Source organism: Arthrobacter sp. Cr_A7 (assembly GCF_029222765.1).
Taxonomy (GTDB): domain Bacteria; phylum Actinomycetota; class Actinomycetes; order Actinomycetales; family Micrococcaceae; genus Arthrobacter.
The window spans coordinates 1-612 of sequence record NZ_JARHXQ010000192.1 but is presented as its reverse complement, the minus strand read 5'-3'; the positions used below and the strand labels follow the sequence as shown (position 1 = coordinate 612).

Genomic DNA, 612 nt, shown 5'->3' with positions numbered 1-612 from the left:
GGAACCGCATCATCGCCGCACTGGCCGGAGTGACCTGTGTTGTCGAAGCCCGCTGGCGCTCAGGTGCATTGAACACCGCGCACCACGCCGAAACCATCGCCCGGCACGTCGCCGCCGTCCCCGGCAGCGTTCACAGCGCAAACTCCGCAGGATGCCACCGGCTCCTGAAAGAAGGTGGCGCGGCACTGGTCACAGACGCGGCCGAGCTGACCGAACTGCTCGCCAGCTAACCCACAGGGTGGCCGGTCTTTCGGGGCCGGTCACCGCGGGCGGTCCGCCGTCGTGGCTGGCTTTCGCTGGTGGTCCCCCGCGGCGAACCGCCAATCCCGCAGTGACCAGGTGCGCGGTTGGCGGCCGCCGGCGGCAAGCCATGGGCGGTGGTGTCGTGGGGTTTGTCCGTGGCTTGGGGAAGAGGCAGGCTCGCTGGACTCGCCCTGGTTTGCCCTGCGCTTCAACCAGTTGATGGCGTCCGCTGGCGCGGCCGGCTGTCGGGTCCAGTGCCGGCTCCGCAGAGCTCCGCCGTCCCTGGCCCTGTGTGTCTACGACGTTTTTTGGCTGCTGTCCTTCGGATTGTACGTGCCCGCTCCGGCCCCTCTAGCCCCTCCGTTCCTC

General features: G+C 69.1%; 1 protein-coding gene. It reads left to right on the top strand.

Annotated features, from left to right (window positions below):
• Nucleotides 1-230: DNA-processing protein DprA (locus tag P2Q66_RS11270; RefSeq protein ID WP_275728074.1), on the top strand; the 230-nt coding region annotated here is incomplete at its 5' end.
• Nucleotides 231-612 lie beyond the last annotated feature (382 nt).